The sequence below is a fragment of the Stenotrophomonas maltophilia group sp. Smal12 genome, from assembly GCF_037079935.1.
Lineage (GTDB): Bacteria > Pseudomonadota > Gammaproteobacteria > Xanthomonadales > Xanthomonadaceae > Stenotrophomonas > Stenotrophomonas sepilia.
Genome location: NZ_JBAWUK010000004.1, coordinates 1 through 21702, shown reverse-complemented (window position 1 = coordinate 21702; position 21702 = coordinate 1). Strand labels below are relative to the sequence as shown.

24 protein-coding genes are annotated in these 21702 nt (G+C 67.4%); 15 read left to right on the top strand and 9 right to left on the bottom strand.

The window, feature by feature from the left end; all coding sequences use genetic code 11:
* Positions 1 to 6: 6 nt before the first annotated feature.
* The gene (dkgB, locus tag WDC87_RS02795) at positions 7 to 810 is read right to left on the bottom strand and encodes a 2,5-didehydrogluconate reductase DkgB (protein WP_252745031.1); all 804 of its coding nucleotides are present in this window, start codon (positions 808 to 810) and stop codon (positions 7 to 9) included.
* Positions 811 to 928: 118 nt separating this feature from the next.
* Here dkgB and WDC87_RS02790 point away from each other — a divergent pair, with 118 nt between their 5' ends.
* Positions 929 to 1831, top strand: coding sequence for a LysR family transcriptional regulator (locus WDC87_RS02790; protein ID WP_111007773.1), 903 nt, complete (start codon positions 929 to 931; stop codon positions 1829 to 1831).
* 73 nt (positions 1832 to 1904) lie between these two features.
* Here the strand turns inward: WDC87_RS02790 and WDC87_RS02785 are convergent, their stop codons facing one another.
* Positions 1905 to 2381: a MerC domain-containing protein gene (locus tag WDC87_RS02785; RefSeq protein WP_111007772.1), complete on the bottom strand. Its 477-nt coding sequence runs from the start codon at positions 2379 to 2381 to the stop codon at positions 1905 to 1907.
* Positions 2382 to 2412: 31 nt separating this feature from the next.
* On the opposite strand from WDC87_RS02785, the gene WDC87_RS02780 reads away from it, so the two are divergent.
* From WDC87_RS02780 to WDC87_RS02745, 8 genes are all read left to right on the top strand, one after another.
* Positions 2413 to 2946 (top strand): DUF2796 domain-containing protein, encoded by a 534-nt coding sequence (locus WDC87_RS02780; protein WP_252745030.1) that lies wholly within the window; start codon positions 2413 to 2415, stop codon positions 2944 to 2946.
* A complete protein-coding gene (locus WDC87_RS02775) occupies positions 2943 to 3638 on the top strand; it encodes an ATP-binding cassette domain-containing protein (protein WP_252745029.1) in 696 nt (231 codons plus the stop codon). The genes WDC87_RS02780 and WDC87_RS02775 overlap by 4 nt, the downstream gene beginning before the upstream one ends.
* Positions 3631 to 4884, top strand: a complete 1254-nt coding sequence (locus tag WDC87_RS02770) for an ABC transporter permease (RefSeq protein ID WP_252745028.1) — start codon at positions 3631 to 3633, stop codon at positions 4882 to 4884. The genes WDC87_RS02775 and WDC87_RS02770 overlap by 8 nt, the downstream gene beginning before the upstream one ends.
* 2 nt (positions 4885 to 4886) lie before the next feature.
* Positions 4887 to 5438, top strand: a complete 552-nt coding sequence (locus WDC87_RS02765) for a DUF3299 domain-containing protein (RefSeq protein WP_088497543.1) — start codon at positions 4887 to 4889, stop codon at positions 5436 to 5438.
* Positions 5428 to 6048 (top strand): DUF3299 domain-containing protein, encoded by a 621-nt coding sequence (locus WDC87_RS02760; RefSeq protein WP_072168801.1) that lies wholly within the window; start codon positions 5428 to 5430, stop codon positions 6046 to 6048. Before WDC87_RS02765 ends, WDC87_RS02760 begins: the two co-directional genes overlap by 11 nt.
* Positions 6048 to 6794, top strand: a complete 747-nt coding sequence (locus WDC87_RS02755; protein ID WP_072168800.1) for a hypothetical protein — start codon at positions 6048 to 6050, stop codon at positions 6792 to 6794. The genes WDC87_RS02760 and WDC87_RS02755 overlap by 1 nt, the downstream gene beginning before the upstream one ends.
* Positions 6795 to 6942: 148 nt before the next feature.
* Positions 6943 to 8475, top strand: coding sequence for an MFS transporter (locus WDC87_RS02750; protein ID WP_252745027.1), 1533 nt, complete (start codon positions 6943 to 6945; stop codon positions 8473 to 8475).
* A gap of 4 nt (positions 8476 to 8479) precedes the next feature.
* On the top strand, positions 8480 to 9037 hold the full coding sequence (locus WDC87_RS02745) for a TetR/AcrR family transcriptional regulator (RefSeq protein ID WP_252745026.1): 558 nt from the start codon (positions 8480 to 8482) through the stop codon (positions 9035 to 9037).
* A gap of 195 nt (positions 9038 to 9232) precedes the next feature.
* On the opposite strand, the gene WDC87_RS02740 is transcribed toward WDC87_RS02745, so the two are convergent.
* The gene (locus tag WDC87_RS02740) at positions 9233 to 10114 is read right to left on the bottom strand and encodes an AraC family transcriptional regulator (RefSeq protein WP_088497546.1); all 882 of its coding nucleotides are present in this window, start codon (positions 10112 to 10114) and stop codon (positions 9233 to 9235) included.
* Between the two features lie 106 nt (positions 10115 to 10220).
* On the opposite strand from WDC87_RS02740, the gene WDC87_RS02735 reads away from it, so the two are divergent.
* Positions 10221 to 10757 (top strand): peroxidase-related enzyme, encoded by a 537-nt coding sequence (locus WDC87_RS02735; protein ID WP_072168797.1) that lies wholly within the window; start codon positions 10221 to 10223, stop codon positions 10755 to 10757.
* 56 nt (positions 10758 to 10813) lie between these two features.
* On the opposite strand, the gene WDC87_RS02730 is transcribed toward WDC87_RS02735, so the two are convergent.
* Both WDC87_RS02730 and fdhD read right to left on the bottom strand, forming a co-directional pair.
* Positions 10814 to 11479 (bottom strand): TraB/GumN family protein, encoded by a 666-nt coding sequence (locus WDC87_RS02730; RefSeq protein WP_252745025.1) that lies wholly within the window; start codon positions 11477 to 11479, stop codon positions 10814 to 10816.
* Positions 11480 to 12015: 536 nt separating this feature from the next.
* On the bottom strand, positions 12016 to 12855 hold the full coding sequence (gene fdhD / locus WDC87_RS02725) for a formate dehydrogenase accessory sulfurtransferase FdhD (protein ID WP_072168795.1): 840 nt from the start codon (positions 12853 to 12855) through the stop codon (positions 12016 to 12018).
* 243 nt (positions 12856 to 13098) lie between these two features.
* Here fdhD and WDC87_RS02720 point away from each other — a divergent pair, with 243 nt between their 5' ends.
* The 3 genes from WDC87_RS02720 (at position 13099) to WDC87_RS02710 (ending at position 16405) form a co-directional block, all read left to right on the top strand.
* Positions 13099 to 15384, top strand: coding sequence for an FdhF/YdeP family oxidoreductase (locus tag WDC87_RS02720; RefSeq protein ID WP_252745024.1), 2286 nt, complete (start codon positions 13099 to 13101; stop codon positions 15382 to 15384).
* A gap of 23 nt (positions 15385 to 15407) precedes the next feature.
* Positions 15408 to 15749 carry a hypothetical protein gene (locus tag WDC87_RS02715; protein ID WP_088497595.1) on the top strand — a complete coding sequence of 114 codons (342 nt, stop codon included), beginning with the start codon at positions 15408 to 15410 and terminating at the stop codon, positions 15747 to 15749.
* A 116-nt stretch (positions 15750 to 15865) separates the two neighbouring features.
* Positions 15866 to 16405, top strand: coding sequence for a DUF411 domain-containing protein (locus WDC87_RS02710; RefSeq protein ID WP_252745023.1), 540 nt, complete (start codon positions 15866 to 15868; stop codon positions 16403 to 16405).
* 116 nt (positions 16406 to 16521) lie between these two features.
* Here WDC87_RS02710 and blaL1 read toward each other — a convergent pair whose 3' ends face one another.
* Positions 16522 to 17391, bottom strand: a complete 870-nt coding sequence (blaL1, locus tag WDC87_RS02705) for a L1 family subclass B3 metallo-beta-lactamase (protein ID WP_088497549.1) — start codon at positions 17389 to 17391, stop codon at positions 16522 to 16524.
* A gap of 203 nt (positions 17392 to 17594) precedes the next feature.
* Between blaL1 and WDC87_RS02700 the strand changes: the two genes are divergently transcribed.
* A complete protein-coding gene (locus tag WDC87_RS02700) occupies positions 17595 to 17876 on the top strand; it encodes a hypothetical protein (RefSeq protein ID WP_065177720.1) in 282 nt (93 codons plus the stop codon).
* A gap of 9 nt (positions 17877 to 17885) precedes the next feature.
* Positions 17886 to 19058, top strand: coding sequence for a low temperature requirement protein A (locus tag WDC87_RS02695; protein ID WP_252745022.1), 1173 nt, complete (start codon positions 17886 to 17888; stop codon positions 19056 to 19058).
* Positions 19059 to 19127: 69 nt separating this feature from the next.
* Here the strand turns inward: WDC87_RS02695 and WDC87_RS02690 are convergent, their stop codons facing one another.
* Genes WDC87_RS02690 through WDC87_RS02680 form a run of 3 tightly spaced genes read right to left on the bottom strand, consistent with a single transcriptional unit; the run spans position 19128 to position 21365 of the window.
* Positions 19128 to 19679 (bottom strand): DUF1697 domain-containing protein, encoded by a 552-nt coding sequence (locus WDC87_RS02690; protein WP_134967827.1) that lies wholly within the window; start codon positions 19677 to 19679, stop codon positions 19128 to 19130.
* Positions 19676 to 20317, bottom strand: coding sequence for a response regulator transcription factor (locus tag WDC87_RS02685; RefSeq protein WP_252745021.1), 642 nt, complete (start codon positions 20315 to 20317; stop codon positions 19676 to 19678). The genes WDC87_RS02690 and WDC87_RS02685 overlap by 4 nt, the downstream gene beginning before the upstream one ends.
* Positions 20310 to 21365, bottom strand: a complete 1056-nt coding sequence (locus WDC87_RS02680) for an ATP-binding protein (RefSeq protein WP_252745020.1) — start codon at positions 21363 to 21365, stop codon at positions 20310 to 20312. The genes WDC87_RS02685 and WDC87_RS02680 overlap by 8 nt, the downstream gene beginning before the upstream one ends.
* Between the last annotated feature and the right edge of the window lie 337 nt (positions 21366 to 21702).

The following is a 21702-nucleotide window of genomic DNA, read 5'->3' as shown; positions in this document are numbered from 1 at the left end:
GGCTCCTCAGTCCCAGGCCGGGGCCAGGCCCGGCGGATCGACTTCGCGGCCGTTGCGGTCAAGCGCGGCGATCGCGGCCATGTCGTCGGCATCCAGGCGCAGGTCCTGGGCGAGCAGGTTGCTGGCCAGGTTCTCGCGCTTGGTCGAGGACGGGATGACCGCGTAGCCCCGTTGCAGCGCCCACGCCAGCGCGACCTGGGCTACGGTGGCCTGGTGCTTGTCGGCGATGGCGGCCAGCACCGGGTCCTTCAGCACCTTGCCGTAGGCCAGGGTCATGTAGGAGGTCACGGTGATGCCCTGATCCTGCAGGAAAGCAGTCAGTGCCGGGTTCTGCAGGTAGGGGCTCAGTTCGATCTGGTTGGTGGCGATCTCGCCGGCGCCGACCACCTCGATGGCCTGCCGGGTCAGTTCGATGTTGAAGTTGGACACACCGATCTGGCGGGTCAGGCCCAGCGTCTTGGCTTCGGCCAGCGCGGTCATGTACTCGCGCAGTTCAACGCCATTGCCCGGCGCCGGCCAGTGGATCAGCAGCAGGTCGACGTAGTCGGTGCGCAGCTTGGCCAGGCTGTCGCGCAGGCTCGGGATCAGCTTGTCGACGGCGTAGTTGTCCACCCAGATCTTGGTGGTCAGGAACAGCTGGTCGCGCCGGACGCCGGATTCGGCGATGGCCTGGCCGACCTCGGCTTCGTTGCCGTAGATCTGCGCCGTGTCGACCGCACGGTAGCCGACGTCGAGGGCGTTGCGCACCGAGTTGATGACGGTCTGGCCGGTCAGGCGGAAGGTGCCGACGCCAAAGGAAGGAACGCTCATGATGGACTCCAGGGACTTCGTTGAGAGCCGGCGGGCTCGGGACAGGGCGAAGTGTGGGCGCTTTACATTTGTTGATTAAGCCGTGTATACGGGAAATGCTTTTGCAGCGAGGTAAATAATGAAAACCACCCTGGATGAGCTGAAGGCCTTCGTGGCGGTGGTCGATGGTGGCTCGATCACGGCGGCGGCCGAGGCGCTGGAGCTGACCATCTCGGCCACCAGCCGCACCCTGGCGCGGTTGGAGGACAAGCTGCAGACCACGCTGCTGCGGCGGACCACGCGCCGGCTGGAATTGACCGAGGAAGGCGCGGCGTTCCTGGAGTACGCGCGCACGATCCTGGCCACGGTTGACGAGGCCGAGGAACAGATGGCGGCGCGGCGGCTGCAGCCGGTCGGGCGCCTGCGCGTGGACGCGGCCACGCCGTTCATGCTGCACGTGATCGTGCCGCTGCTGGAGGGCTTCCGCGAGCGCTACCCGCAGGTGGAGCTGGAGTTGAATTCCAACGAGGGCATCACCGACCTGATCGAAAAGCGCACCGATGTGGCGTTCCGCATCGGCGTCTTGCGCGATTCGACCCTGCATGCGCGGCCGATCGGCCACAGTCGCATCCGCGTGCTGGCCAGCCCCGAGTACCTGCGACGGCACGGCACGCCTACGCGCGCGGAGCAACTGCGCGAGCACGACCTGCTGGGTTTCACCCAGCCCAGCTCCTTGAACGAATGGCCGCTGCAGGATGCCGATGGCGGGCCTTTCGTGATCGCGCCGGCCATCGCTTCATCCAGTGGCGAGACACTGCGGCAGATGGCGGTGGCCGGGCTGGGCATCGCCTGCCTGTCCGACTTCCTGACCGGCCAGGACCGGCGCGAGGGCCGACTGGTGCAGCTGTTGGCCAGGCAGACGCAGGAGGTGCGGCAGCCGATCAACGCGGTGTACTACCGCAACACCGCGCTGGCCGCGCGCATCACATGCTTCGTCGACCATGTCACACAGACGCTCGGCCAGCGCCCGTTCGATGAATAAAGATCGGTAGAGCCGGCCGCTGGCCGGCTTCCCCATCTGCTGGATCACCGCCGCTGCCGGCCAGCGGCCGGCACTACCGGCGGTTGTGCAGCGCGCGCCGGTTTCCGATATGCGCGCATGCCAGCAGCACGCCACCGCTGGCTGTCGCCACGCCGTGCCAGAGCAGCGATTCCTTCAACGGCAGGTACAGCGAGGCCGACAACAGCAGGATGGCGCCGACGCACGCCAACCGCAGGGGGCACCAGTACCGATGCCGATACACCCCGGCCAAGGTACTCGCCAAGGCCAGCGAGGAGGCCAGCAGCGCGAACAGCCACTCCCAGCGCGACATCATCAGCAGCCATGTCATGGCGCCATGGCCGGGATGCTGGAACGAGCGCAGCGCCATCATCGTGGCCGGCACGAAGGCCAGCAGCAGGGGCAGGACGATGCAGTGGGCGGCGCAGGCCAGGGACAGCCAGGCCCCGGCAAGATCGAAGCGGGGGTGCCAGCGTGCCGAACGTGGCGGCTGGGCAAGGGCCCTTGCGGGCGTCGTGGGGGTATGGTCCATAAGGTTACATAGTAACAACAGGAGGATCCCCATGAAGCGTTCTGCTGCTCTTTTCCTGCTGCTGACGGCCAGCACCGCGCAGGCCCATGACGTCCGCCAGTTGGGTGCGCATGTGCACGGCCAGGCCACCGTCGATGTTGCGCTTGACCAGCAGACACTGGAGTTCGCCCTGCAGGCCCCCGGCATCGGCATCCTTGATTTCGAGCGGCCGCCGGCCAATGCGGTAGAGCAGGCCGCGCTGGCGCGAGCGACTGCGCTGTTGAAGGGGGGCAGCTGGGTCACCCTGCCTACCGCGGCGGACTGCCGCCTTTCCGGGAACGATGCCAAGGCCGAGGGCTTCGATGCGTCGGCTGCCGCGCCGCCGCCAGGCCAGCACCGGCACGCGGGGTTCAGCGCAACGCTGCAGTATCACTGCGCCAGGCCGGCCGAGCTGCGGGCCATGGTCGTGCGCCTGCCCGTACTGTTCCCGGGCCTGCACGAAGTGATCGTCAACAGCGCCACGGCTCGCGGCCAGAACCGCAGCGTGTTGACTGCGGACAACCTGCGCGTGGTGCTGGCACCGTGAGCCTGCGACCGGTGATCGCGCTGGATGGCGTGCAGTTCGGCTATGGCCGGCGCCTGGTGCTGGATGTGCCGCGGCTGTGGATCGAGCAGGGCAGCAGCGTGCTGCTGCGCGGGATCAGTGGCAGTGGGAAAAGCACGCTGCTGGGCCTGCTGGCGGGCGTGCTGCTGCCCGGCAAGGGCAGCGTCGAGGTCGCCGGCCACGCGCTGCAGACGATGCGTGGCGCCGCACGCGACCGCTTCCGCGCCGACCAGCTGGGCGTGATCTTCCAGCAGTTCAATCTGTTGCCGTTCCTCAGCGTGCGCGACAACATCGCGCTGGGCCTGCGCTTTTCGCGCCTGCGCAGCGCGCGCATCAGTGGGCCGTTGGATGCCGAGATCGCCCGCCTGCTGCAGGCCCTGCAGCTGGACCCGGCGCTGATGCCGCGGCGCGCAGGCACACTCAGCGTTGGCCAGCAGCAGCGCGTGGCGGCGGCACGCGCCCTGATCGGCCGCCCGGCGTTGCTGCTGGCCGATGAGCCCACCTCTGCGCTTGACCGTGAAGCGGCCACCGCGTTCCTGCAGCTGATGTCGGCGCAGTGCCAGGCGGCCGGCACCACGGTGCTGGTGGTCAGCCATGACCACAGCCTGCAGCCGTTGTTCGACCGCACGATTGCCCTGTCTCAGATCAACCAGGCAGGTGCCGGCCATGCTTGAGCTTGCCTGGGCCAGCCTGCGCAGCCGTGCGTTGAGCGTGGGCCTGACCGTGCTGGTCATCACCCTCAGCGTGGTGCTGCTGCTGGGCGTCGAGCGCGTCCGCACGCAGGCGCACGAAGGCTTCGCCAGCACCGTGTCCGGTACCGACCTGATCGTCGGTGCGCGTTCGGGGCCGGTGAACCTGCTGCTGTACTCGGTGTTCCATATCGGCGACCCGACCAACAACGTGTCCTGGCATTCCTACCAGGCGCTGTCCGCAATGCCGCAGGTGAAGTGGGCGGTGCCGCTTTCGCTGGGCGATTCCTGGCGAGGCTACCGCGTGGTCGGTACCAGCGATGCCTATTTCGAGCACTACCGGTACGGCGCCGGGCACGTGCTTGCATTTGCGAGCGGACGGCCGTTCGACGACCTGTATGACGTGGTGATCGGTGCCGAGGTGGCACAGGCACAGAAGGTCGTCCTCGGTGATGAGATCGTGCTGGCGCACGGCACCGGCGCAGTCACCCTGGCCAGGCACGCCGACAAGCCATTCCGTGTCGCCGGCATCCTGCAGCGCACCGGCACGCCGGTCGACTCGTCGCTGCTGGTCTCGCTGGCGGCCATCGAGGCGATCCATGTCGACTGGCGCTCGGGCGTGCAGCTGCGCAGCCAGAGCGTCAGCGCCGAGCAGGCGCGTCATCTGGATCTGACCCCGACCAGCATCACCGCCTTCATGCTGGGCCTGAACTCGCGCATCGCGACGTTCTCGGTGCAGCGCAGGATCAACGAGTACCCGGACGAGGCGATGCTGGCGATCCTGCCCGGCGTGACGCTGCAGCAGCTATGGCAGTCGCTGGGTACCGCCGAGCGGGCGTTGCAGCTGATCAGTGCGATGGTGGTGCTGCTGGGCATGGTTTCGCTGGTGGCGCTGCTGGTCTCGACCCTGCAGGAGCGGCGGCGTGAGATGGCCATCCTGCGTGCCACCGGGGCACGGCCGGGTTACATCGCCGGCCTGCTGGTGGTGGAAGCGGTGGCGACCAGTGCGGTGGCGTGCGTGCTGGCCCTGTCGCTGCTGGTGGTCGCCAGCATTGCCGGGCGCGGCTGGGTACTGGCCACCTTCGGCCTGTCGATCACCCATGTCTGGCCGGATGGCCGCGAGCTGGCGTGGGTGGCGGGGGTGCTGGCGATCAGTGCGGTGGCTGGGCTGGTGCCGGCATTGCTGGCCTACCGGCGCACCTTGGCCGATGGCCTTTCACCGGGAGGCTGAGCATGCGCTGGATGCTGTCATTGCCGATGGTGCTGGCGCTGGCAGCCTGCGAGCGGCCGGTGGATACGGGCTTACAGGCCTTGCCACCCGCGCCGGTGGTCGACCGCGAGGACCCTGCAGGCGCTGCGGAGCAGGAGCTGGACTGGTTGCAGATGATGCCGAAGGATGAGCTGGCCGCGCTGGAGCGGGGCGAGGGCCCGGAGGTCGAGCACAACGGCAACCGGCGCATGCCGCAGTTCGGCACCTTCCGCACGGTGGACACGGTCCTGCAGCGACCGGTGCGCCTGCCAGGCTACGTGGTACCGCTGGCCAATGCGCAGGACGGGCAGCTGACCGAATTCCTGTTCGTGCCGTACTACGGCGCCTGCATCCACGTGCCGCCGCCGCCGCCGAACCAGATCGTGCACGTGGTGCTGCCGCGCCCGATCGAGATGCCGGACATGTACTCGCCGTTCTTCCTGGCCGGCACCCTGCGTGCCGAACGGCTGGATGACGATCTGGCCGGCTCGGCGTACACCATGCGCGATGCGGAGCTGAGGCCGTATGAACCGTAGCCCCCTTTTGCTCATGCTGGGATGCCTGTGGCTGGCGGGCTGTACGTCGCCGGGCGGCGATGCCGTGGCGGTCGTGCCGCAGGACAAGCCGGCGCCCTCCGCCACGGCCGAAGCCCCGATCGACCGTTGGGACGCGTTGCGGCCCGACGAAGTCACCTATCAGCGCCCGCCCCCGCAGATCGGCCTGTCACGCAATGGGATGGACGGCGTGGGCGGGCTGATCGACGACACCGGCTCGGGCACGCCGCCGGGGCAGGAGATCGACCATTCCAGCCCCGATCGCGCCAAGCAGTTCGGCTCCTCGCGCGTGGTCGATGCTGCCGATGGCCGCGCGGTGGACCTGGATGGCTACGTGGTACCGCTCGGCACCAACGACGCCGGCCTGGTGGATGAACTGCTGTTCGTGCCGTTCTACGGGGCCTGCATCCACGTGCCGCCACCGCCGCCGAACCAGATCATCCACGTGACCCTGGCGACGCCGATCGCGCTGGGCGATCTGTGGGATCCGTACCGGTTGGCCGGCCGCCTGCGGGTGAAGCGCTTCGATGCGGACATTGCCAGCGCGTCCTACGATGCCGCCGCGGCAACGCTGACGGCGATCCACAACTGATGCGGCGGCGCTGGGTCCTGGCTGCCGGGGTGCTGCTGGGCGCGGTTGTGCTGCTGGTGTGGTGGCAGCGGCGGGCTGCACCCGCTGCGCCGCCGGAAGTCGCGTTCCCGGCACCGGCGTCCGATGCCCGCCAGCGCATCGAACAGCGCCTGGGCGATGACCACGCGTTTCGCAATGACGTGCTGTTCCTGCTCGCGGCAACAGTGCGCGACCGCTGCCAGCCGACGCAGGCCGGGCTGCTGGCGCGCATGGCCAATCGTGCGTCGTTGCCGGTGCTGGCGGCGGTCAGTGCGGTGACCCAGCAGGATCCAACGCTGGACCGGCCGATCTACCAGTACATCCAGCATCGCGCTGATGCGACGCCGTGCGGCCAGCCGCTGCAGATGCCGCTGGCCGGTGGGCGCAGCCTGGCGGTGGACATCGAGCAGTACGCGCGCACGTTCCCGGACAGCTATTTCGACCCGCAGCGCAGCAGCGAACCACGGGATTTTGGTGGGGTGTCGTTGCAGCAGCGGGCCGGCAATGCCTGCAACAGCGTGGTGTATTCGGTGTTGCCGCTGGGTGGCACCGATTGGCGGTGCAGCAGCCTGCGCGCCAATGCCCGGGCGCGGGTGCGCGGGCTGTGCGAGGACGAACTGCGGCGCCAGCATGGGAATACAGGTGGGGAGCTGGACATGGCCGTAGGGCAGGGCATGCAGGCGGCCGTGGTATCAGCCATCGCCGCGCTGCCGGAACACTGCCGGTGATGATCCCTGACACCGGCCACACTCGGCAGGCGCGGCGCGGCAACATGAACATTGGCCGGACCCCAATCTGAACCGGTGGTACAGTTTCTGTAACTATACCGGACATCCTGTATAGTTACGGTAGTACTTCATCCCATCAGGTTCTCCCATGGCTCTGTCCCAGCCCTTGGCCGGCGCTCCGGCCCTGTCGCGTGCCCGTCGCTGGGCACTGTTGTTCACCGTCGCCGCCGGCCTGCTGCTGGTCACGCTGGATAACTCGGTGCTCTACACCGCACTGCCCACACTGACTGGGGAACTCTCGGCCAGCGCCGGCCAGGCGCTGTGGATCATCAATGCCTATCCACTGGTGATGGCCGGCCTGCTGCTGGGGGCGGGCACGCTGGGCGACCGCATCGGCCACCGCCGCATGTTCCTGATCGGCCTGGTGGTGTTCGGCGTCGCCTCGCTGGCAGCGGCGTTCGCAGCCAGCGCAGCGCAGCTGATTGCCGCACGCGCGTTGCTGGCGGTCGGCGCGGCCGCGATGATGCCTGCGACGCTGGCGCTGATCGGCCTAAGCTTCCACGAAGAGCGCGAACGCAACATCGCCATCGCCATTTGGGGTTCGGTGGCCATCGTCGGTGCGGCGCTCGGCCCGATCATTGGCGGCTGGCTGCTGCAGCATTTCTGGTGGGGCTCGGTGTTCCTGATCAACGTGCCGGTGGCGGTGGTCGCCTTCGTGGCCACGCTGTTGCTGGCGCCGGAAGGACAGCGCGACATCTCGCGGCCGTGGGATCTGGTTTCGTCGCTGCTGGCATTGGCGGCACTGTCCGGCCTGGTGCTGGCGATCAAGTCGCTGATCGCTACGCCGCCGTCGTATGCGCTGGGCGCGGGCGCGCTGCTGTTGGCTGTCACCAGCGGCGCAGCGTTCGCACGCCGCCAGCAGCAGCTGCCGTACCCGCTGCTGGACTTCGCTATCTTCCGTAATCCGGCGTTCCTGGCCGGCACGCTTTCGGCGGTGTTCACCCTGTTCGCGATGGCCGGCCTGCAGCTGGTCACCACGCAGCGCTTCCAGCTGGTGGCAGGTTTCACGCCGCTACAGGCGGGCCTGCTGGTGTCGGTGGCGGCGCTGGGCAGCCTGCCCAGTGCGCTGCTGGGCGGCAGCATCCTGCACCGGGTGGGCCTGCGCCCATTGATCTGCGGTGGCCTGGCTACGGGCGCGCTGGGCGTCGGCCTGGTGGCGTTCGGCTTCCCGCACGGCCTCGGTTGGGTGATCGCCGGCATGGCGATCACCGGCTTCGGCATGGGTTCGGCCATCTCGGTGGCGTCCACGGCCATCCTCAACAACGTGCCGACGCACCGCGCGGGCATGGCGTCTTCCGTGGAAGAAGTGTCCTACGAGTTAGGTGGCCTGCTGGCGGTGGCGATGCTGGGCAGCCTGAGCGCGGCGATGTACAGCGTGTTCCTGCCGGTCTCGGCCGATATGCCCGCGCTTGCCCGCGAGGGTTTCACCCAAGCGCTGCATGCCGCGCGCGAGAGCGGGCAGGGTGATTGGTTCGCACTGGCTGCGGCGGCATATGACCGTGGCTACCAGAGCGTGCTGCTGGTGATCACGGCGGTACTGGCGCTGGGCGCGACGATCCTGGCGCACCTGCTGCGTGGCCGGGCCGGCAGCCGTGAGGGCGCGGCCGATCGCGTAAAATGACGCCATGAGAACCAGCAAGCGCGACCGCATCCTCGACGCCGCCGTCAACGTGATCAATCGTGACGGCGTGCGTGCGGTGACCTTCGAGTCGGTGGCGGCCGAGGCCAGGCTGACCCGCGGCGGCCTGCTGTACCACTTTCCCTCGCGCGAGGCGCTGCTGCGCGGGATCGACGAGTACCTGGCGCAGGCCTGGGAGGCGTCCATGGAAACGCTGCTGGGCAAGCGTGCGGACGAAGCCTCGGCGCTGGAGCGTTACCAGACCTTCGTGCGCGTGTCGGCCCAGAGCGCCACCCGTGCCGAACTGATGTTCATGCTCGAATCGGCCGACCCGGAGGCGGGCGAGCGTCCCTGGGGCCCGGCGGTTCAGCGCTGGGCACCGTCCGCGCCGGAGGCCGGGAATGTGGATCCGACGACGCTCGACAATTTCGTGGCGCGCCTGGCGGCCGACGGCCTGTGGATCTACGAGGCGATGTACGAAGGGCAGCTGGATGAAGGCGTACGTGCCCAGGTGGCCGAGCGCGTCGCCGGGCTGCTGGCAAAGTCTGACGGCACGTCCAGTTGAGCGGCCAGCCGGCGCGCCGACATCGCCCGTGGTAGAGCCGACCGCGGGTCGGCAGCCCTTCGGTCAGGCCACGGAAATGCCGCTTCGATCGCCCGTGGTAGAGCCGACCGCTGGTCGGCTGCCCTTCGGTCAGACAACGAAAATCCCGCGCGTCGCGCGATAGTCGACCAGCGGCCGACTCCACCCCTCACCCATTTACCGAGCCTGCGTGGCGCTCGCGGCCAGCCACGCCCTGGGCGATGCCCCCAGCCGCTTGCGGAACGCCTTCGACAACGACGCGGTATCGGCAAACCCCACCTCGACCGCTACCTGCTTGACCGCCACGCCGGCCCGCAGCTGCGCGCAGGCCAGGCTCAGCCGCCAGTCCAGCAGATAAGCGGCCGGCGTCGCCTGCATCACCTCCTTGAACACTGCCGCGAATGCGCTGCGCGACATGCCGGCGGTCGCGGCCATCCGGGGCAGCGTCCATTCGTCCTGCGGTGCCTGGTGCATCGCCACCAGCGTGCGTGCCAGCCTCGCGTCGGACAGCCCGCGCATCAGTCCGTGACTGACGCCCGCTGCATCCGGGTGGTCGACCACCCAGCGCAGGATCTGGATCAGCGCCACCTCGAACAGGCGATTGGTCAGCAGCCGTGAACCGCAGCGCTGGCGATCGGCCTCGGCAAACAGCAGCTGCAGGGTGTCATCCAGTTCGCCGATGGCCGCCAGCGGTACTACCATCACCGGTGGCAGCGACTGCACGATCGGATTGCGCGCACCGCCATCGAAATCCAGCGTGGCGCAGGTGAAATCCGGGCCATCCAGCGGCGCGTTGAAGAACACATGGTGCAGCGGCTGCGGGTACAGCAGCAGGCTGGGTGTGTCGATCTTCAGCCGGGGCAGCGCGATATCGCCGTCGGGATGGCGGACTTCCATTTCACCCTGGCGCAGGATGTGCAGGAACGCACGACCGGGCTGCGGCTCGAAGACATGCCGCCCGCACAGCGGGCCACTGTAGAACAGCGCCGCCTGCACCCGGAAGCGTTCCAGCAGGCAGGAGAGTCGATCTGGCGCAGGGGCGGCGGCGGGCATGCTCATGGACGTATGGACAACATGTATGGCGAATTACGACTGATGCGTCCGGCGAGTCTACCTAGGATGAGCGGGTCGTCCAATCCCGGGCGCTTTCCCAAGGAGATCCACCATGTCCCGTGTCCCCCTGATCGATGCCGCCAACACCACCGCCGACCGCCAGGCCCTGCTGGGCCAGGTCCACGCCGCTTTCGGCGCCACCCCGGCCATGTTCCGCGCCGTGGCCAACTCGCCGGCCGCCCTGCAGAGCATGTGGGGTTCGTTCGGCGCGCTGGGCGGCGGTCGCCTGTCGCCGCTGCTGGGCGAGCAGATCGCCGTGGCCATTGCCAACCGCAATGCCTGCGAGTACTGCCTGGCCGCGCACACCGCGCTGGGCCGCAAGGCTGGTGCCAGCAGCGAGCAGATGGCGGCCGCGCAGATCGGCCAGTCCAGCGACCCGGCCACTGCGGCGGCGCTCGACTTCGCGTTGAAGGTGGTCGAGCAGCGTGCGCAGATCGCCGACGGCGACGTGCAGGCGCTGCGCGCGGCTGGCTTCGATGATGAGCAGATCGTGGAGATCCTCGCGCATGTGGCGCTCAACCTGTTCACCAACTACGTCAACGTGGCGTTCGACGTGCCGGTGGACTTCCCGAAGGTCGCGCTGCGCTGAGTGCAATTGCTCCGGGCAGCAGAGTGCTGCCCGGACTCAGGCCCGCAGCTCAGTGGCTACGCCGGCTGGAAGCTGAAACCGCGTTCGCGCAGCGCTCTGATGTAGCCGTTCCCGTCGAACGCATCTGCAATATCGAGCATCGCAAGCGTGGTTGATCTTCCCGCGGTTACGGTTTCCACTGCGCTGAGCCAGGCCTCGCGTCGAAGCGTGTCCAGCTCGTTGCTGCCAGTCGCTGTCACGTGCATATCCATAGGCACGTCATGCCCACACATGCCAAGGGCATCGCCCTGCGCCCAGGCCTTGGACTGAACACGGGCGGTATCGTGAAGGCGACGGAGTCGTTCGACCTGCACCGCAAACCGTGTCGTGTCATCCAGTGCAGGATGCGGTTTACCGCAGTCGTCAGCTGCCGCGATGTCGATAGCCAGTTCAGTGCGCGGCACGAAGTAGCGCGCTCCACCCGCGCGTCCTATCCTGCGCAGCTCCTTGCAGAATGCCTTCGGCGAATCCAGCCGATGCCTGGCCATGACGGCCTTGCGCAGCGCTCTGGCCGCGAAGTGGGGACGCAGGCGTTCCAGTTCGATTGGATCGATTCCGCACTCATTCAATGCCGCTTGCCATTCTGCATGGACGTCCGCCGGCAGAACATCCTTCAGGGTCAGGTTGTCGGGATTGTGGTGGATGGTTTCGGCTTCAGACACCGCACGGGCCAGTGTGAACAACGCTCAGTCCCGAGCCCTCCGATCTGCCGGTGATGTCCACCTTCGGCCGGCCCAGAATGGTGTGCGCAACCGCGGCAATGCGTCCTGCTTCGCCCGTCACGCATCGCATCGATCCGGGTAGCGCGGTGGGGACGGGCAGGATCCACAGGTGGGCCTCTTCACGCCTTGCCTGCCAGAGCGCCGGACCTTCTGCACGGATCGTGGGGGGAGGCAGGGCATCCGTTACCTTGGTTCCGCGACTTCCGGAAGCCGGCGCACCTGCCAACGTACGGTGCACGGAAACATCAAGGGAAACCGACAGCAGTGAACGTGGTTGCCGGGCAGCCGACATGGGGAACTCCAGAAAGGACCATGATGAGTGTCCTCGATGGTGCGCGGCGCGCCGATTGCTGGCTATCGGACTACGACGATTTCGCCTTGGCTGGGCGAGGGGCCCGGAAGCCGTTGCGGTAGAGTCCACAGTTAATCGACTGCTCGTCCTTCAGATGCCCGGAAACTTCGCGCCACGAGTGATAGTCGACCCTACGCAGCGGAGATTACCGGTCGTCCGCCTGCAACCGGTCCGGATGGGTATACACATTGAACCCGCTCTCCCGCGCGAACCCGACCAGGCACAGGCCGGCACTGCGGGCCAGGTCGATCGCCAGCGCGGTCGGCGCCGACACTGCCGCCAGCACGCTGGCGCCGGCGCGCACCGCCTTGCTGACCATTTCGTAGCTGGCCCGGCTCGAAATCACCAGCAGGCCGCCTTCGATGGCGTGTTCGTTGTGGTGCAGCGCACCGATCAGCTTGTCCAGTGCATTGTGGCGGCCGACGTCCTCGCGTACCCAGCCGATGCGCCCACTGGCGTCGGCCCAGGCCGCGGCGTGGATCGAGCCGCTTGCCGCATTCATCGGCTGGTGCTGCGCCAAGGTGGCCAACGCCCGCTGCAGGGCGGTGGCGGAATAGCTGCGGCGCTCGCGGATCTGCGGCAGTGGGCGCAGCACTTCTTCCAGCTGGCGCGTGCCGCACAGGCCACAGCCACCACGGCCGGGCAGCAGGCGCCCCTTGTCGGGGTCGAGGTTTGCGCCGGGCGCAGCCTCGTCCACGGTCATCTGCAGCTCGATGCCTTCCAGCTGTGGGTGGATATCGATCGACAGCAGCTGCGAGGGCGCGCTGATCAGGCCTTCGCTGAGCGAAAATCCGAGTGCGAAGTCCTCCAGATCACAGGGTGTGGCCATCATCACGGCAAAGGCGGCATCGTTGTAGCGCAGCGCCACCGGCACTTCCTCGGCCACCACGTCGACCCGCTGCTGTTGCGTGCCGCCGCGCCAGCGCTGCAACGGGCGTTGGGCGGTGCCGGCAGGCGGGGTGTGCGGCGGGATCGAATCAGGCATGCAGCGCGTCCGGACAAGGGAGAAACGCGGGCGGGCCACCGCCTGCGGTTTCGAGGATAGCGCAGTGGTCGCGCGCAGACGCGGCTGTAACCGTTGCCATGGCAGGTTGTGCTGAAATCAGCCTGTGCCCTCTGCGAAGCGCCGTGGGCCGTGCTTGACTGTGCGGCTGGCCGTGCCACTGAATGCACCGCCGGACCGCGTTGTGCCGTTCGTTGCTGCGTTCCTTCCGTCAGGTTCCCGAACATGTCCGAGCAGAAGCCGCCACGTTACAAGCCCTACAACCAGCCGGCCGGAGGCTGGGGTGCCGCTGGTGCCACCGCCAAGGTGCTGCTGCAGCAGAGTGTGATCGGCAAGGGGTCGAAGGCGCTGCTGGCGATGAACCAGCCCGGTGGCTTCAAGTGCCCCAGCTGTGCGTTCCCCGATGCCGACGAACGCAGGAAGCTGGAGTTCTGCGAGAACGGCGCGAAGGCACTGGCCTGGGAAGCTACGGAGTTCCGGGCCGGCCGCGAGTTGTTCGCCCGGCACACCGTGACCGAACTGATGGCGCAGACCGACTACTGGCTGGAGATGCAGGGCCGGCTGACCGAGCCGATGCGCTACGACGCAGCCACCGACCACTATGTGCCGTGCAGCTGGGAAGATGCCTTCGCACTGATCGGTCACCACCTGCAGGCGCTGGACAGTCCTCACCAGGCCGAGTTCTACACCTCCGGGCGCACGCCCAACGAAGCGGCGTTCCTGTATTCGATCTTCGTGCGCGAGTTCGGCACCAATAATTTCCCGGACTGCTCGAACATGTGCCACGAGCCGACCAGCCGCGGGCTGCCGCCGGCCATCGGGGTGGGCAAGGGCACCATCGTGCTGCAGGATTTCGAGCACGCCGAGGCCATCTTCGTGATTGGCCAGAACACCGGCACCAATTCGCCGCGGATGATGAGCAACCTGGTCGAAGCACGCAAACGCGGCATCCCGATCGTGGCGGTCAATCCCATGCCCGAGCGCGCGCTGATCCGCTTTGCCGAGCCGCAGGACGTGGTGCAGATGGCCACGTTCGGCTCGACCGCGATCACCAGCGAGTTCGTGCACATCCGCATCGGCGGCGACCTGGCCCTGATCAAGGGCATGATGAAGGTGATGTTCGAGCGTGAGGCACAGGGCGAGCGCGTGCTCGACCATGATTTCCTGTCGGAACACACGGTGGGCCTGGAGGCGCTGCGCGAAGACGTGATGGCGCAGGACTGGGACCAGATCGTGCAGGTGTCCGGCATCTCGGAGGCGCAGATCCGCCGATGCGCAGAGATCTACATCCGCTCCAACGCCACCGTGATCTGCTACGGCATGGGGCTGACCCAGCACCAGTATGGCTCGCGCCTGCTGCAGCAGGTGGCCAACCTGCTGATGTTGCGCGGCAACTTCGGCAAGCCCGGTGCCGGCATCGGTCCGATCCGCGGACATTCCAATGTGCAGGGCGACCGCACCGTCGGCATCGACGAGAAGCCCAGGCCGGCCTACCTGGACCGCGTGCAGCAGGTGTTCGGCTTCGATCCGCCGCGTGAGCATGGTCACCACGTGGTCGAGTCGATCGAGGCGATGCTGACGGGCAGCGCCAGGGTTTTCATCGGCCTGGGGGGCAACTTCATTCATGCGGTGCCCGATACGCCGCGTGCGTACGAGGCGATGCGTGGGCTGGACCTGACCGTGGGCATCGCCACCAAGCTCAATCGAGGTCATCTGGTTCATGGCCGCGATGCGCTGATCCTGCCGGTGGTGGCGCGCTCGGAGCGCATCGTCACGCCGGCCGGCGAGCAGTTCGTCACCATCGAAGACGCGATGTCGAACGTGACCGCCTCACGCGGCGTGCTCGAGCCGGTCAGTGCCGATGTGTTGCCCGAGGTCGAGATCGTCTGCCGCATGGCGATGGCCACACTGCCGCACAGCAAGGTCGACTGGATGCGCTGCATGCACGACTATGCCTCCATCCGCGCGCTGATCGCTGCCGTGTACCCGGAGATCTACGCCGGCTTCAACGAGCGCATCCAGCAGACGCATGGCTTCCACCTGGACATTCCGCCGCGCCGCCGGGTGTGGCCCACGCCCAACGGCAAGGCCAACATCCTGGTGATGCCCGGCCTGGACGTGGACGATCCGGTGCACGATCCGGACATGTTGCGGTTGGCCACCGTGCGCTCGCATGATCAGTACAACACCACCATCTACAGCTACAACGATCGCTATCGCGGCGTGTACAACGATCGCATGGTGCTGTTCATGAACATCGAGGACCGGCTGGCGCGCGGGCTGGAGAAGGAGGCGCTGGTCAGCCTGGAGACGATCAGCGGCGATGGCGTGCAGCGCCGCATGGAGGGCCTGACGGTGCTGGACTACCCGATGCCGCGCGGCGCGCTGGCCGGTTACTACCCGGAACTGAATCCGTTGCTGCCGCTGGACTACTACGACCGGATCAGCGGCACACCCGCAGCGAAGTCGATCCCGGTGCGGATGCGGGCGATGGCGGCGGCGATTGCGTGACGCGCATCGGCTATCATCGGCGGGTGAACCTGCCTGACCTGCTGCTGCGATGGATGCTGCTCGTTGCCCTGGTGCTGAATGCACCGGCGCTGGCGCTTGCCTCGTCTTCGTACGGCGGGTCGGGCAACCAGGATCACTGCGCTGCACCGCACGCGGCTGCGCTGGCGGCAGCCGGCTGTTGCGATGATGCGGCCCGGGCGGCCTGCCAGAGCGGTGAGTGCGAATGCCCGCCGGCCTGCCTTGGCATGCTGGCCACGTTGAGCGGAACGCCCGCCTCGCCGTGGCGCGAGGCGCCTGTAGCCGCGCGCTCCCAGCAACGCGCATCGCCGCCGATGCCGGACCCGTTGCGTCCCCCCATCGTGTGATGTCCTGCAGGCGCTCAAGCGCCTGCCATGACTGTTCGACTTTTTCTCGCCTCTGCCTGCGCCTTCGATGCGCGGGCGGCGGGCCGCGTTGTCCGCCTCTGCAAAGGAATTACTCAATGAACCGTACTCTCTCCCTCGGCCTGCTGCTGGGCACCGTGCTGACCACGACTGCCTGTGCACGTGCCGCCGAAGAATCCGCCGCCGCACCGATCGCCAGCGCAGCACCGGTGGCACCGATCCAGGCCGGCCCGGCCAAGGTCGATCCGGTCTTGCCGGTGGCCATCGTGCACAAGATTGCCAGCTGTAGCTGCTGTGGCATCTGGGTCGACCACCTGAAGGCCGCCGGCTTCCAGGTCGAGGTGCGCGACACCGATGACATGAATCCGATCAAGGTTCGCCTGGGCGTGCCGGTCGGCAAGGCCTCCTGCCATACCGCCGAGATCGGCGGGTATGTGGTCGAGGGCCACATCCCGGCCGAGGACATCAAGCGCCTGCTGGCCGAACGCCCGGCCGCGCGTGGGCTGGTACTGCCCGGCATGCCGACCGGTTCGCCGGGCATGGAAATGCCGGATGGCTACGTGCAGCCGTACACCGTCGAGCTGGTGCGCAACGACGGCAGCACCGAGCCGTTTGCCCAGCACGGGCAGGGTGGCTGATGGACGGCGGGTGCCGGTTGTCCTGACCGGCACTCTTCGACGCGTCCTGTGGATAGCCGAGCCTACGCTCGGCTGTTGTCGGCCGGCAAGCCGAGCATGGGCTCGGCTCTACAGGATCAGCGTGCCGTGGCCGTTTCCTTGGCCAGCTGCGCGTCGAACTTCTTCTCTGCCGCATCCGCGTAGGCTTTGCAGCTCAGTACCTTCTCGCTGGCGTTGCTGCCAGCAGCATAGTTCCAGTTGCTGGCGCCCGGATGCGGGGTCAGCAACAGGTCGCAGGGCAGGCCGCGCACCGTAGCGAAGCTGCGTCGGTAGTCCTCGACCAGGCGGGGATAGCGGACATTGCCCTGCAGCTGGTAGCCCGGCGCGCTCAGGCTGTCGGCATAGGCGATGCGCACCGGCTTGCCATCGCGCGTATCGGTCCAGGTCCAGGCGGTGCTGCCCGGGGTGTGCCCGGGCATGAAGTGGGCGGTGAACTCGATGCCACCCACCGTGACCACTTCGCCATCCATGATGATGCGGTCGGTGCTGGCCGGCGGAAAGGTGATGCTGTCGCCAAAGTGCAGGTCGTTGCTGCCGCCGCGCGCCAGCAGCACCGCTGATTCGGCGTTGGCTACCACCATCGCACCGGTACGGCGCTTCAGTTCTGCCACCGGGCCCGCATGGTCGGCATGCGCATGGCTGAGCAGGATCAAGCGCAGGTCCTGCGGCGCCACGTCGCGCACCTTCATGTTGCTGATGAGGTGGCTGGCCATCTGCGGCATGCCGCCGTCGAGCAGCACCGCGCCGTCGGCGGTTTGCACCAGTAGCGCGGTCAGGTCCTCAGTGCCGATCTGCCAGGTATGGTCGGCGATCTGCAGCGGCGCCATCGGCTGCAGCCAGGATGGGTCTACGGTGTAGGCCTGCAGCTGTGGCAGCGGTGTGTCGGCGGCAGTGACATCAAAGGCAAGTGTGGCAGTCAGGGCAAGGGTCGTCAGGCAACGGCGCATGGCGGAGAGGGGTCTGGATAGGGTCGGATGAAGCTAGCACGTACCCTGGACGGCCCGTTTCGCGAATAACTCATGGCTGCCATAAGGTTCGCCGCAGCCGATGCCGGGATTGTTCGCTTGCTCTGGACTGTGAATCCATCTCCACGGGCTGTTGCGCACAATCGGCCGGGGCTAGCCTGTTCCCAGGCTCAAGGAGGTGGACCATGCATGTGCTCATGGTGATGCTCGGCGGCGTGCTCCTGCTGGGCGTGCTCCTGCTGGGCGTGTTCCTGCTGTTTGGCCGTCTCTGGAGCGTGGGCACCTCGCAGCTGCCCACGGCGCTGATCGCCTTCATCGCTACCTGGCTGCTGGTGGCCGTGGCCAACATGTGGGTGGGGGTCAGCAAGGCCGGTTACGCGGTACGCGAGGAGTTGCCGATCCTGTTGCTGGTGTTTGCCGCGCCGGCGTTGCTGGCCGGTTTCCTGTACTGGCGCTTGGCGCGCTGAAGGAGTTCCATGCGTACCCGACTGCGCTTGCCCGCGCTGCGCCACCGCGACGGCCACCATGCCCGCGTGACCTACGAAGAACTGTTCTTCGATCTGGTCTACGTATTCGCGGTCACCCAGCTCAGCCACCATCTGCTGCACCACCTGGACCTGGCCGGTGTACTGCAGACGCTGGTGCTGTGGTTCGCGGTCTGGCTCGGCTGGCAGTACGCGTGCTGGGTCAGCAACTGGTTCGACCCGGAGGCGCCGCGCATCCGCGGCCTGCTGTTCGCCACCATGCTGCTGGCGTTGTTGATCTCCTCGTCCATTCCCGAGGCGTTTGCCGATCGTGCTTGGATCTTCGCCGGGGCGTACGCCACGATGCAGGTCGGACGCACCGCGTTCGTGCTGCTGGAGGTCGGCCGGAGCCATCCGTTGGCACCGAACTTCCGCCGCATGCTGGCCTGGGTCAGCGTGTCGGCCTGCTTCTGGCTGGCCGGCGCGGCGGCCGAGGGCAACCTCCGCCTGGCATTGTGGGCGGTGGCGGTGGCCTGCGAATACATCTCGCCGATGTTCGGCTTCGCGTTCCCGGGCATGGGTCGTTCGCACACCCGCGACTGGACCATCGAGGGGGGGCACCTGGCCGAACGCTGCCAGCTGTTCGTCATCGTCGCACTGGGTGAGACGTTGCTGGCCACCGGTGGCTTGCTCAGCGACGTCGAGCACTGGGACCTTGAGGTGGTATCGGCGGTGCTGGCCACCTTCGCCGGCACGATTGCCATGTGGTGGCTGTACTTCGGCATCTCCAGCCACGATGCCACTGAGGCCGTCACCCACGCCGAAGACCCCGGACGGATGGGCGCCAACTTCCACTACGTGCATGCACTGCTGATTGCCGGAATCATCGCCACCGCGGTGGGCAATGATCTGGTCATGGACCATCCGGGGGTGGCCATCACCACGGTTTACGCCAGCGTGATGGTGGCAGGCCCGCTGATCTATCTGCTGGGCAGTGCCCTGTACAAACGCGTGGTCTATGGGCACGCGCCGCGCTCGCATCTGCTGGGCGCGGTGGCGCTGCTGGTGCTGGGGCTGATGCTAGCGCACGTGCACCTGCTGGCCGCCGGATGGCTGACCAGCCTGGTGCTGCTGGGCGTGGGACTGCTGGATACGCGATTGAAGCGCCGCTTGCAGCGGGCGTGATCCGTTGGGTCCGCCCACTGCTTCAGCCTTCACGGAGCGCGAGCGCAGCGCAGTGCCTGAGGGTCGACGCTACCGCCTCCGGCCAGCACGCGGATTGCTGGCAGGCCAGGTAAGCGCTGCGGCCATCACTGCAAGCTTGCCGATTGTGTTCATATTGCGGGCGGTGCCGTGCTGGGCATAGGGCACCCGCAAGCGCGAGTCGGCCATGCCGGCACCGTAGTGGATGAAGATCTCGCGCGTGCCGAGTGCAAGCTGTTCGTCGCGCCGGCCGGTCACGCCGTCCAGCGGATCGGCAGGCAGGCTGCCGTCGAGGAACAGGGCGACCACACGGTTGCCGGCCGCCTGCGCAAACGGGTTGCGTGCCACCACACCGGCAATCTCGTTGGCCGAGCGCACCAGCACGCCCACCGGCTTGCCGGCATAGGCCTGGAGCCGCTGGCCGAGGGCCTGGCGCACGCCTGTTTCGTCGAGCGAGCTGCGCAACACCACGTTGCCGCTGGCGATGTACGTGCGGACATCGGCGAAGCCTGCGTCCTCGCACATTGCCACCAGTTCGCGCATCGGCAGCTTGCCGGTGCCGCCGACATTGACCGCGCGCAGCAGCGCGACGTGGACGTTCATGGCGTACCCGCCTGCAGGCGGTCGTACATGCGCACCAGGTCAACCAGGGTGCGTGCGCCCATCTTGCGCATCACCTGCGCACGGCGCACCTTCACCGTGATCTCGCTGACGCCGAGATCAGCGGCGATCTGCTTGTTGAGGCGGCCGCGCACCACGCCATCGACCACCTCGCGCTCACCGGCATTGAGGGTGTGCCAACGCAGCTGCAGCGCGCCGAGCGCCTTGTCCTCGCGGCGGCGCTGGCGGTCGATCTCGATGCCCTTGTGGATGGCATCGAGCAGCTCCTGGTCACGGAAGGGCTTGGTCAGGAATTCGATGGCGCCTTCCTTGATCGCGTTGACACCCATCGCGATGTCGCCGTGGCCGGTGATGAACACCACCGGAAGCTGCAGGCCGTGGCTGCCCATCGTGCGATGGAATTCAAGACCGCTCTGGCCGGGCATGCGCACGTCCAGCACGAGACATGCCGGTGCGTCTTCCAGCGCGTGTTCGAGGAAGGCCTGGGTGGAGGCGAAGGCCCGCACCTGCAGGCCCATCGAGGCCAGCAGGTCTTCCAGTGCCGCGCGCACCGACGGATCGTCGTCGACCACATAGACGATGGGTGCCGGATCGGGGTTGGCGGCAGTCGGCTTACGCATAGTGGGCGTCCGTGGCAATGGGCAGGTCGAACACAAAGCAGGCACCGCCGCCTGCCGGTCGTTCGGCACGGATCTGGCCGTCGTTGGCTTCGATCATCGAGCGGCTCAGGCTGAGACCCAGCCCCAGACCGTGCGACTTGGTGGTCCAGAAGGCATCGAAGACGCGTTCGGGATGGTCGGCGGGCAGGCCGACGCCGCGGTCACGCACACTGAGGCTGATCCGCTGGCCGTTGCGCCGGGTCAGCAGGGACAAGCGTCGGTCGGCGGTGGGCACGGTCTCCATCGCGTCCACCGCATTGAGGATCAGGTTGCCGATCACCTGCTGCACCTGCACGCGATCGGCCTGCACCGGTGGCAGCTCGGTGTCCAGCAGCAGTGCCACGGCCACGCCATGCCGGTCCAGCTCGCTGCGCGACAGCGCCAGCATTTCCTCCACCGCTTCGTTCAGATCGAAGGCGCGTCGCTGCGGTGCCGCGCCCTGGGTCAGGCCGCGGATGCGGGCGATCACGTCACCGGCACGATGTGCATCGGCCAGGATGCGGGCCACGGTCTGCCGCGCCTTGTCCACGTTGGGTGGATCCTGCGCGAGCCAACGCTGGCAGGCTTCGGCGCTGCTGGCGATGGCCGCCAGCGGCTGGTTTACTTCATGCGCGATGGAGGTGGTCAGCTCGCCCACGGTGGAGGCGCGCGCTACCCGCAGCAGGCGGCCCTGTGCTTCCTGCACGGCGGCCTTGGCCGCTTCCATGTTCAGGGCAAGGTAGGTGGTGATACCGATCACCAGCATGCCAATGACCGAATTGACCAGGCCGATGCGGTAGGTGCCGAAGCGGGTCAGGAAGAAGCTCAGCCCGGTCAGCGCGATGCAGGCCAGGGCAAGCGTGATCAACCCGCGTGCGCCCAGCACGCGCGATGCGGCCAGGATAACCGCCGCGTAGAAGCAGGCGGCGGCAACCGCGTAATCGGTGACGGTGTCGATCAGGAAGATCGCCGCCATCACGACGAACAGGGCCAGCAGCACCAGTGGGCGGCGGGGCGACAGCGATGGCATCGGGGAAGCTCCCTGGCGTGGGGTGAAAGGATAGCAAAGCCGCCATCGGTGGATGCCGGCCTTGGTCGGCACCGGTCAAAGCGATGCCTGGTAGTGGGGCCCCCGGGGGGGCGGGTGCCCCGGGGGTTCCGCGCAAAAAAATTATACCGCCCCCCCGCCGCCCCAAACCCCACGTTGGCCTTCCCCCCCCCCTCAACGGGCGGCCGGGCAAAAAAAAATTTTTTGTCAACCGGCGCCCCCTAAAACACAACCATGTCCTCCACAAAAACACAAGCAACACCCCGCGGGTCGCCCCCCTCGGCCAAAAACCAAAAATAACTACCCACAAAAAACCGGT

Bases quoted from the DNA above. Each gene is read 5' to 3' on its own strand.
- WDC87_RS02740 (WP_088497546.1), bottom strand. From the start codon at position 10,114: ATGAGCATGCCCGCCGCCGCCCCTGCGCCAGATCGACTCTCCTGCCTG.
- dkgB (WP_252745031.1), bottom strand. From the start codon at position 810: ATGAGCGTTCCTTCCTTTGGCGTCGGCACCTTCCGCCTGACCGGCCAG.
- WDC87_RS02745 (WP_252745026.1), top strand. From the start codon at position 8,480: ATGAGAACCAGCAAGCGCGACCGCATCCTCGACGCCGCCGTCAACGTG.
- WDC87_RS02755 (WP_072168800.1), top strand. From the start codon at position 6,048: ATGCGGCGGCGCTGGGTCCTGGCTGCCGGGGTGCTGCTGGGCGCGGTT.
- WDC87_RS02720 (WP_252745024.1), top strand. From the start codon at position 13,099: ATGTCCGAGCAGAAGCCGCCACGTTACAAGCCCTACAACCAGCCGGCC.
- WDC87_RS02790 (WP_111007773.1), top strand. From the start codon at position 929: ATGAAAACCACCCTGGATGAGCTGAAGGCCTTCGTGGCGGTGGTCGAT.
- WDC87_RS02785 (WP_111007772.1), bottom strand. From the start codon at position 2,381: ATGGACCATACCCCCACGACGCCCGCAAGGGCCCTTGCCCAGCCGCCA.
- WDC87_RS02695 (WP_252745022.1), top strand. From the start codon at position 17,886: ATGCGTACCCGACTGCGCTTGCCCGCGCTGCGCCACCGCGACGGCCAC.
- fdhD (WP_072168795.1), bottom strand. From the start codon at position 12,855: ATGCCTGATTCGATCCCGCCGCACACCCCGCCTGCCGGCACCGCCCAA.
- WDC87_RS02710 (WP_252745023.1), top strand. From the start codon at position 15,866: ATGAACCGTACTCTCTCCCTCGGCCTGCTGCTGGGCACCGTGCTGACC.
- WDC87_RS02770 (WP_252745028.1), top strand. From the start codon at position 3,631: ATGCTTGAGCTTGCCTGGGCCAGCCTGCGCAGCCGTGCGTTGAGCGTG.
- WDC87_RS02685 (WP_252745021.1), bottom strand. From the start codon at position 20,317: ATGCGTAAGCCGACTGCCGCCAACCCCGATCCGGCACCCATCGTCTAT.
- WDC87_RS02735 (WP_072168797.1), top strand. From the start codon at position 10,221: ATGTCCCGTGTCCCCCTGATCGATGCCGCCAACACCACCGCCGACCGC.
- blaL1 (WP_088497549.1), bottom strand. From the start codon at position 17,391: ATGCGCCGTTGCCTGACGACCCTTGCCCTGACTGCCACACTTGCCTTT.
- WDC87_RS02700 (WP_065177720.1), top strand. From the start codon at position 17,595: ATGCATGTGCTCATGGTGATGCTCGGCGGCGTGCTCCTGCTGGGCGTG.
- WDC87_RS02780 (WP_252745030.1), top strand. From the start codon at position 2,413: ATGAAGCGTTCTGCTGCTCTTTTCCTGCTGCTGACGGCCAGCACCGCG.
- WDC87_RS02765 (WP_088497543.1), top strand. From the start codon at position 4,887: ATGCGCTGGATGCTGTCATTGCCGATGGTGCTGGCGCTGGCAGCCTGC.
- WDC87_RS02690 (WP_134967827.1), bottom strand. From the start codon at position 19,679: ATGAACGTCCACGTCGCGCTGCTGCGCGCGGTCAATGTCGGCGGCACC.
- WDC87_RS02750 (WP_252745027.1), top strand. From the start codon at position 6,943: ATGGCTCTGTCCCAGCCCTTGGCCGGCGCTCCGGCCCTGTCGCGTGCC.
- WDC87_RS02680 (WP_252745020.1), bottom strand. From the start codon at position 21,365: ATGCCATCGCTGTCGCCCCGCCGCCCACTGGTGCTGCTGGCCCTGTTC.
- WDC87_RS02760 (WP_072168801.1), top strand. From the start codon at position 5,428: ATGAACCGTAGCCCCCTTTTGCTCATGCTGGGATGCCTGTGGCTGGCG.